Origin of the sequence: Humidesulfovibrio sp. (assembly GCF_035560995.1) — a bacterium.
Lineage (GTDB): Bacteria > Desulfobacterota > Desulfovibrionia > Desulfovibrionales > Desulfovibrionaceae > Humidesulfovibrio.
The window spans coordinates 1-6,737 of record NZ_DATMYK010000076.1 but is presented as its reverse complement, the minus strand read 5'-3'; the positions used below and the strand labels follow the sequence as shown (position 1 = coordinate 6,737).

Below are 6,737 nucleotides of genomic sequence, written 5' to 3'. Positions count from 1 at the left end.
GGGGCGCGGCGGGCGCGGCCGCAGGCAGCCGGAAGGGCAGGCTGACATAGAAGCTGCTGCCCCGGCCCGGCGCGCTGGAAAGCCAGATGTCGCCGCCCATGCCGCGCGCCAGCTGGCGGCAGATGGCCAGCCCAAGGCCCGTGCCGCCGTAGCGCCGGGAGGTGGAGCTGTCGGCCTGGGTGAAATTTTCGAACACCAGTTCCTGCGCCTCGGGCCCGATGCCGATGCCCGTATCGCGCACGGTGAACAGCAGCCGCACGCAGCCCCCGTCCAGTTCTCCGCCCTTGCCTTCCGGCGGCAGGCCCGCACAATCTTGCGCGTCGGCCTTCGCGTCGGCAGGCGCGGTCTCCACGGAAACGTCCACCCCTCCCTGGTGGGTGAACTTGAGCGCGTTGGACACCAGATTGGCCAGGATCTGGCCCAGGCGGGTGGGGTCGCCCAGCAGCACGGGGGGCGCGTCCTCGGCCAGGCGCGCCTCCAGGCGCAGGCCCTTGGCCGCGGCCTCCAGGCCGGGGTGCTCCAGCACGCCCGCCACCACCTCGCGCAGGTTGAAGGGGATGCTCTCCAGGGCCAACCGCCCGGATTCCACGCGGGAGAGATCCAGCAGGTCGTTCACCAGGGCCAGCAAAAGCCGCCCGGACTGTCGCAGCGACACCAGGGAGCGCTTGCGCTCGCCTTCGTCGCTGGCCATGCCCGCCAGTTCGGAAAAGCCCAGGATGGCGTTCAGCGGCGTGCGCATCTCGTGGCTCATGCGCGCCAGAAAATCGCTTTTCGCGCTATTGGCGCTCTCGGCCGCCTCCTTGGCGGCCAGCAGCTCGCGCTCCAGGCGCACGCGTTCGCTTATGTCCGTGCCGATGACGCAGACCTTGTCCGGCCGCCCCTGGGCGTCGCGCAGGGGGAACTTGCTCAAAAGCAGGGTGGCTGTGGTGCCTTCGGCCAGGGCCACATCAAAAATCTTGGTCTGCGGCTCGCCGCCGCGCAGGATGTCTTCATCCTCATATCGCACGCGCGCGGCCATCTCCGCCGGGTAGACGTCCTCAACGGCGCGGCCCACCACCGTGGCCGGATCGACGCCGATGTCCATGATGCGCCTGCTGACCACCAGGAAGCGGCACTCGCTGTCGCGGATGGCGATGAACAGGGGCGCGTTGTCCAGAATGCCCCGCAGATGCCCGCTGGTGATGCGCAGCTCCTGCTGGGCCTCCTTGATGGCCGTTATGTCCGTGGCGATCTCCAGCCGGGCCATGCGCCCGTCCACCCAGCGCAGGGCCTGCACGCGCACAAGGCTCCAGGTTCCGGTGCGCGGCTCGTGCAGCTCCCGCGTGAAGACCCCGGCGGGCTCGCCACGGTCGTCCAGCAGATTCGCCCGCGGGCACTCGCAGCACTGGTCGCAGCCGCCGTGCATGGCGGCCCAGCAGGGACGGCCCACCAGCTCCAGACCTACGCGTTCGTGCGCGGCGCGGTTGGCGTAGAGGATGGCGTCGGTCTCGGCATCGGCCACGAACAGGGCGTCGGCCTGATTGTCCAGCACGCGCAGGAAGCGCTCGTTGGCCTGGGCCAGCTCCAGCTCCGCCCCCTTGCGCTCGGTCACATCGGCCGCGAAGCCCTGCATGCCCACCATCTGGCCAGCCTCGTCCAGCACGGCCAGACCGGACAGCGCGACCCAGAAGGTCGTGCCGTTGCGCCGGTAGGCCTCGAATTCCGCACGGCTCACGCGGCCCTCGCGCTGCAGCTCCTCGTACACGGCATCGCGATCCTTGGGATTTGTGTACAACTGCCTGCCGATGTCGGTGATTTCCTCGTCGAGCCGCTCCAGGCTGTCGTAGCCGATCATGCGCAGCATGGCCGGGTTGGCTTCCACAAAGCGCCCGGCCGCGGTGGACACGAAATAGCCCTCCACCGAATTTTCCAGGATGAGGCGCACCTTCTGCTCGGCCTGGCGCAGGGCCTGGGTGGAGCTCTCCAGCGAGGCGGCCATGCTGTCCACCCCGTTGGCCAGCTTGGCCAGATCGCCCCCGGCCTGACTGTGGATGCGGTGGGACAAGTCGCCCTGGCCCAGTCTCTGGGTGGCCTCAAGGATCTCGCGGGCCGGGTCGATGATGCTTCTGCGGGCGAACAGATAGGCCCCGATGAGGCTGATGATGCCCGCCAGGACGAGGCCCGCGACGCTGCGCCGGGCGCTTTCCTCCGCCGGGCGCAAGGCCTCGGCCACCGGGATGCCCACCCGCACGAAGAGCTCGCGGCCGGGCTGACCGGCCAGGGGGCTGTAGGAGTAAATGCGCCGCACCCCGTCGGGGCCGGTCTCCTCCTGGGCGCTCTGCTCAGTGGTCAGGTCGGCCATGCGCGCCCCGGCGTCAGGGCTGTAGCTTGATCCGCCGGCAAGGGGCAGCGGGTGCCGGGCGTGGACCATGCCGTCGCGCCCGATGATTTCCGCCGAGGCGCCGGGCGGCAGCGCCATGCTGGCGGAAAGCCTCTCGAACCAGGAGTAGTCGAAGGCCAGGTTCAGCACCCCGACAAAGCGTCCCTGGGCGTCCTGCACGGGACAGCCCAGCACCACCAGGGGCAGGCCGGTCAGGCGTCCCTGAATGTGCTCTCCCTGGGAACAGGCGAAGGTCTCGGCCACGTGGAGGAACCAGGGCCTGTCGGCCACGTTTATGCTGCGGCCCCCGTTGCGCCAGGAGGTGGCGGCCACGTTTCCCTTGGCGTCGTAGAGAGTGCAGGAGGTGTAGCTGGGCGAATGGAGGATGACGTCGCGCAGGACCGTGTCGAGCGAGGCCCTGTCGCGGGTCTGCACCTGCGGCAGGCGCGAAAGCCCGGCCAAAAGCTGGCGCGCCCCGGCCAGGGTTTCACGGCCCTGCCCGGCCAGACTCTCCGCCATGTGGTTCACCCGCTGGGTGGCTTCATTGCGCAGGTGCTGGCGCAGCTCCATGTTCTGCGCCACGCCGAGGAATACCGCCGGACACAGGGCCAGCATGATCATCAGGCCCAGGCGGAAAACCAGATTGTACGGCAGGTTGAACTTCATGACGCTCCGCACGGGACCGGATAGCGCCCCCGTAGACAGGAACTACCAGCATCCCACAGGGGGCACAATGCCCGCACGGAATTTTTCTCCATACTGGGCCGGCTCCGGGCCCTGGCCAGCGGTCTGGACCAGCGGCACAGCCCATGCTATCCTGCCTGCATTGCACGTCCGGCCGGCCCCAGCGCACGCGGCCAAGCACACGTGAACGTGAACTCCAACCAGGAAGTCCATGGCGCAGCAGACCGAGAATCAGCCCCAAAGCCTGCCGGAGGCCGAGCACCACCGCTACGGCCGCATCCTGCTGGCCGTGACCCTGGCGGGCCTGCTGTTTCTGGCGGGCCAGGGTTTGCGCTGGTGGCAGGAGCACCGCCAGGCCCGGCGCATGCAGCAGGCCGTGCACGAGGTGTACAGCCGCGCCCTGGAGGCGGGTCCCGGACGCTCACCCTACGGACGCCTGCAGTTCGAGCTGGGCAAGCTCAAGGCCCAGTCGGCCCAGCGCCTGGACATGGTGGAGCTTCTGGCCGCGCTCTCCCGCCGCGCGCCGGAGGGCGTGCGCATCCGCAGCCTCAGCATGGCCACGGCCAGCGGCGTGGTTTCCGGCCTGGCCGCCACGCCGGAGGACTTCCGCCGCTACCAGACCGCCCTGGCCGCGGAGGCCTATTTCACCATCACCACACGCAAGGCCGACACCTTGGCCCGGCCCGTGCGCTTTGAGCTGGACGTGAAGGCGCGCGACCGCGCCGCACCGCCCAAAGGGGACGACCAGTGAGCTGGCTGAATGGACCCTGGCGTCTGGTCGCCCGGCTGACGCACCTTGCCGCCCCGGCCCAGCGCAGGCTCTGGCGCGGGCTTATCCTGTCCTGGGCGCTGCTCCTGCTCGGCCTGTGGGCCGCGCTTTCGGCCCTCACCCGCGTGGAGGAGAAGGCCGCCGAAGAAGCCGGGCAGGCTTACGTCAGCGTCGCGCCCCTGGCGGCGGAGGTCATGGACCTGCGCCAGCGCCGGGGCCAGCTGGAAGGCCTGCCGCCGCTCTCTGCGGCGGAACAGGTGGCCCGCGACGCGGGCATCGGGCCGGACCGCCTGCGCATACAGCTCACTGCCGGAAACGCCCCGGCGGGCGCCGCCGAGAGCGGCCAGACCCTTTCCTTGCACGCCCAGGCCCTGACCCTGCGCGAACTGGTGGAGGTGCTGCGCGACCTCAAGGTCGAGGCCGGGCTGACCACGGCCTCCGCCCACATGGTCCCCACGCCGGGCAACGACAACCGCATGGACCTGGACATGATCCTGTTCCGCTGATGGTGCCCGAATGACCCAAGACCCCGCCATGCCGACAAACACCCCGCTGGACGACGCGCCGGAGCCGCCCATCGCCCCTACCCCGCTGCTTGGTGGTGCGGGCTTCTTCGCCCTTGTGGCGGGTTTCGTGGCCGGGCTCATCCTGTATCTGCCCTGGGACACGGTGTGGCAGCACGTGCTCAAGCGGCTGGCCGCCGCACACAGCCCGGTGCGCATCGCCTGGCAGGACCTGGACCGGGCCGGGCCCCTGAGCTTCCGCATCAACGGGCTCACCGTGGAAGGACCGGGCTGGCCCGTCTCGCCGCGGGTGCAGTGGCTCGATGTGCGCCTGGGCATGAGCCCCCTGCTGACCCTCAAGGCCGACACCGGCGGCCGCATGCTGCGCCTGGTCTTCCTCGACACCGGCGACTTCGACATCGAGGGTTCGGCCAACCTGGCCTGCCTGGGCCGCCGCGACATTCTGGGCAGCGTGGACCTGCGGGCCGAAGGACGCTTCCTGCGCGGCAAGGACGAGCTGGAAAAGGGCTTCATCGACCTGAGCGGCAAGGCCCTGCAACTGCCGGGCGGACTGTGGCTGGGCGACACCGCCCTTTCCCTGGAATACCGCGACGGCGGCTTGCGCATCCGCAGCTTCTCGCTGCGCGCCCCGGTGCAGGTGCGGGCCGCTGGCACGGCCGATCTGCACCCCGGAGCGCTCCTGGCATCTCCATACAGCGTCTCGGGCGAAATCCTGCGCGGCAAGGAGACTCTGTCCTTCACCGCCGAGGGCGCGCTGGGCGATTTCCTGGGCGACACCGCCCTGCCGGAGTGATTTGCCCTCCGGCCTGAAAACGGCTAGAGCCCATCCCTTGCCAGGGCGTCAGAACACCCGTGCGCCGGGACGCATAACCCCGCGCGGAGGCGCGCGGAAGCGCGCTGGCAGGCAACCCCCCAACGGCGGAGCAGACAGCTGGGCATGAAGCCATTCTTTTCCAGGTACGCGGAACTCGGCGAGTTCCTGGACGACCGCCCGGACTTCCGGGCGGACTGGAAGCAGCTTGCCCTTCTGGCCGCCGTGGGCTTCTGCGTCACCCTTGCTGTACGCCTGCTGGAGGCCGCCAACTGGAACGCCCCGGCCCTCATGGCCGGAGGCGAGCGCATCTTGGCCACCCACGACAGCTACTGCTGGCTGGCCGGAGCAAAAGGCGTGGGCGACTACGTCATCTTCGGCATGTCCGGCCTGGCGCGGATTCTCTCCGCCCTCACGGGCCAGCCCCTTTGGAGCGTGGGCTTCTGGGCCCCGCCCGCGCTGGCCAGCCTGACCGCCGTGGCCACCGGCCTTTGGGGCTGGCAACTGGCCGGCCGCCGCGCGGCCATCCTGCCGGGACTCATCGGCGCCCTGTCTCCGGGCTTCTACTACCGCTCCCGCGTGGGCTATTACGATTCCGACGTCTTCACCCTGCTTATGCCGCTTTTGCTCGGCCTGTTCCTGGCCATCATCATCGCGCCCTGCTGCACGCGGGCCTGGACCAGAAGCGACGCCGAGGACGAAGCCGCGCCAGACCTTGCCGATGGCCTCCTGCACAGCCTGCTGCCCTGGCTGGCCTTGGGCTTCGGCCTCGTGGCGCGCACGGCCCACTTCGCCCACGACGACATCCATCCCCTGGGCGTTGGCCTGTACTGGCTGGCCCTGGGCCTGGCGCTGGTCACCGCCCTGCCGGGCCGCCGCGCCCGGGCCTTGAGCCTGCTGGTGGTCTACGGCCTTGCGGCCTACGCCGGGCCCCGGCGCTTCGGCATGGAGATTTTTCAGCCCGGCGCGGCGGATCTGGCGGGCATGGCCCTGGCGGCCTGCGCGGCCTGGCTGTGCTGGAAGCGGCCGGCGCACCCGCCGTGGCTGGCCCGGCTCCAAGACAGCCCTTGGTCCTGGCTGGGAATTCTGGCCATCATGACCCTGGCCTGCGGCCTGCTGCTGCCTTTGGGCCCTTTCTGGGCCAAGGCGCTCAACTACTTCAAGCCCGTGGCCGACGCCGGACTGGCCCGCCTGCAAAGCGGCGAGGCCGGGCCCAGCTACCCCGGCATCACCCAGAGCATCCGCGAGGCCAAGAACGTGGCCGATTTCGGCCTGTTCTTCGAGGGCGCCTCGTTCTCCCTCGTCGGGGGCGCGGCGGGCTTTCTGGGCCTGCTGGCCCTTGTGCTGCTGCGGCCCGCCTTTGTGCTGCTGTTGCCCATCACCGTGCTGGGCTTCGCCAGCCTGAAGCTGGGCGCGCGCTTCGCCATGTTCGGCGGGCCCGTGCTGGCCCTGGGCTTCGGCATCGGCCTGTACTGGCTGTGCAAGGCGCTGTTCCTGCGCCTCGACCTGCACAAGGGCTGGGGAGAACGCGCCCTGGTATGGACCCAGGCGGGCATCGGCCTGGCCATCGTGCTGCTGCTGTATGCCCCC

The 6,737-nt window shown here is 70.0% G+C and carries 5 protein-coding genes; 4 read left to right on the top strand and 1 reads right to left on the bottom strand.

All coding sequences use genetic code 11. The annotated features are described in order from the left end of the window. Positions 1 to 3,025: PAS domain S-box protein (locus tag VN419_RS02920; protein ID WP_325644268.1), on the bottom strand; the 3,025-nt coding region annotated here is incomplete at its 3' end. Between the two features lie 229 nt (positions 3,026 to 3,254). On the opposite strand from VN419_RS02920, the gene VN419_RS02915 reads away from it, so the two are divergent. The 4 genes from VN419_RS02915 to VN419_RS02900 form a co-directional block, all read left to right on the top strand. Next, the gene (locus VN419_RS02915) at positions 3,255 to 3,794 is read left to right on the top strand and encodes a hypothetical protein (protein ID WP_325644266.1); all 540 of its coding nucleotides are present in this window, start codon (positions 3,255 to 3,257) and stop codon (positions 3,792 to 3,794) included. Beyond that, positions 3,791 to 4,318 (top strand): hypothetical protein, encoded by a 528-nt coding sequence (locus tag VN419_RS02910; RefSeq protein WP_325644263.1) that lies wholly within the window; start codon positions 3,791 to 3,793, stop codon positions 4,316 to 4,318. The genes VN419_RS02915 and VN419_RS02910 overlap by 4 nt, the downstream gene beginning before the upstream one ends. A 28-nt stretch (positions 4,319 to 4,346) precedes the next feature. Further along, positions 4,347 to 5,129, top strand: coding sequence for a hypothetical protein (locus VN419_RS02905; protein ID WP_325644261.1), 783 nt, complete (start codon positions 4,347 to 4,349; stop codon positions 5,127 to 5,129). A gap of 144 nt (positions 5,130 to 5,273) precedes the next feature. Next, positions 5,274 to 6,737, top strand: a 1,464-nt coding sequence (locus VN419_RS02900; protein WP_325644259.1) for an STT3 domain-containing protein, incomplete at its 3' end; no start/stop codon positions are given.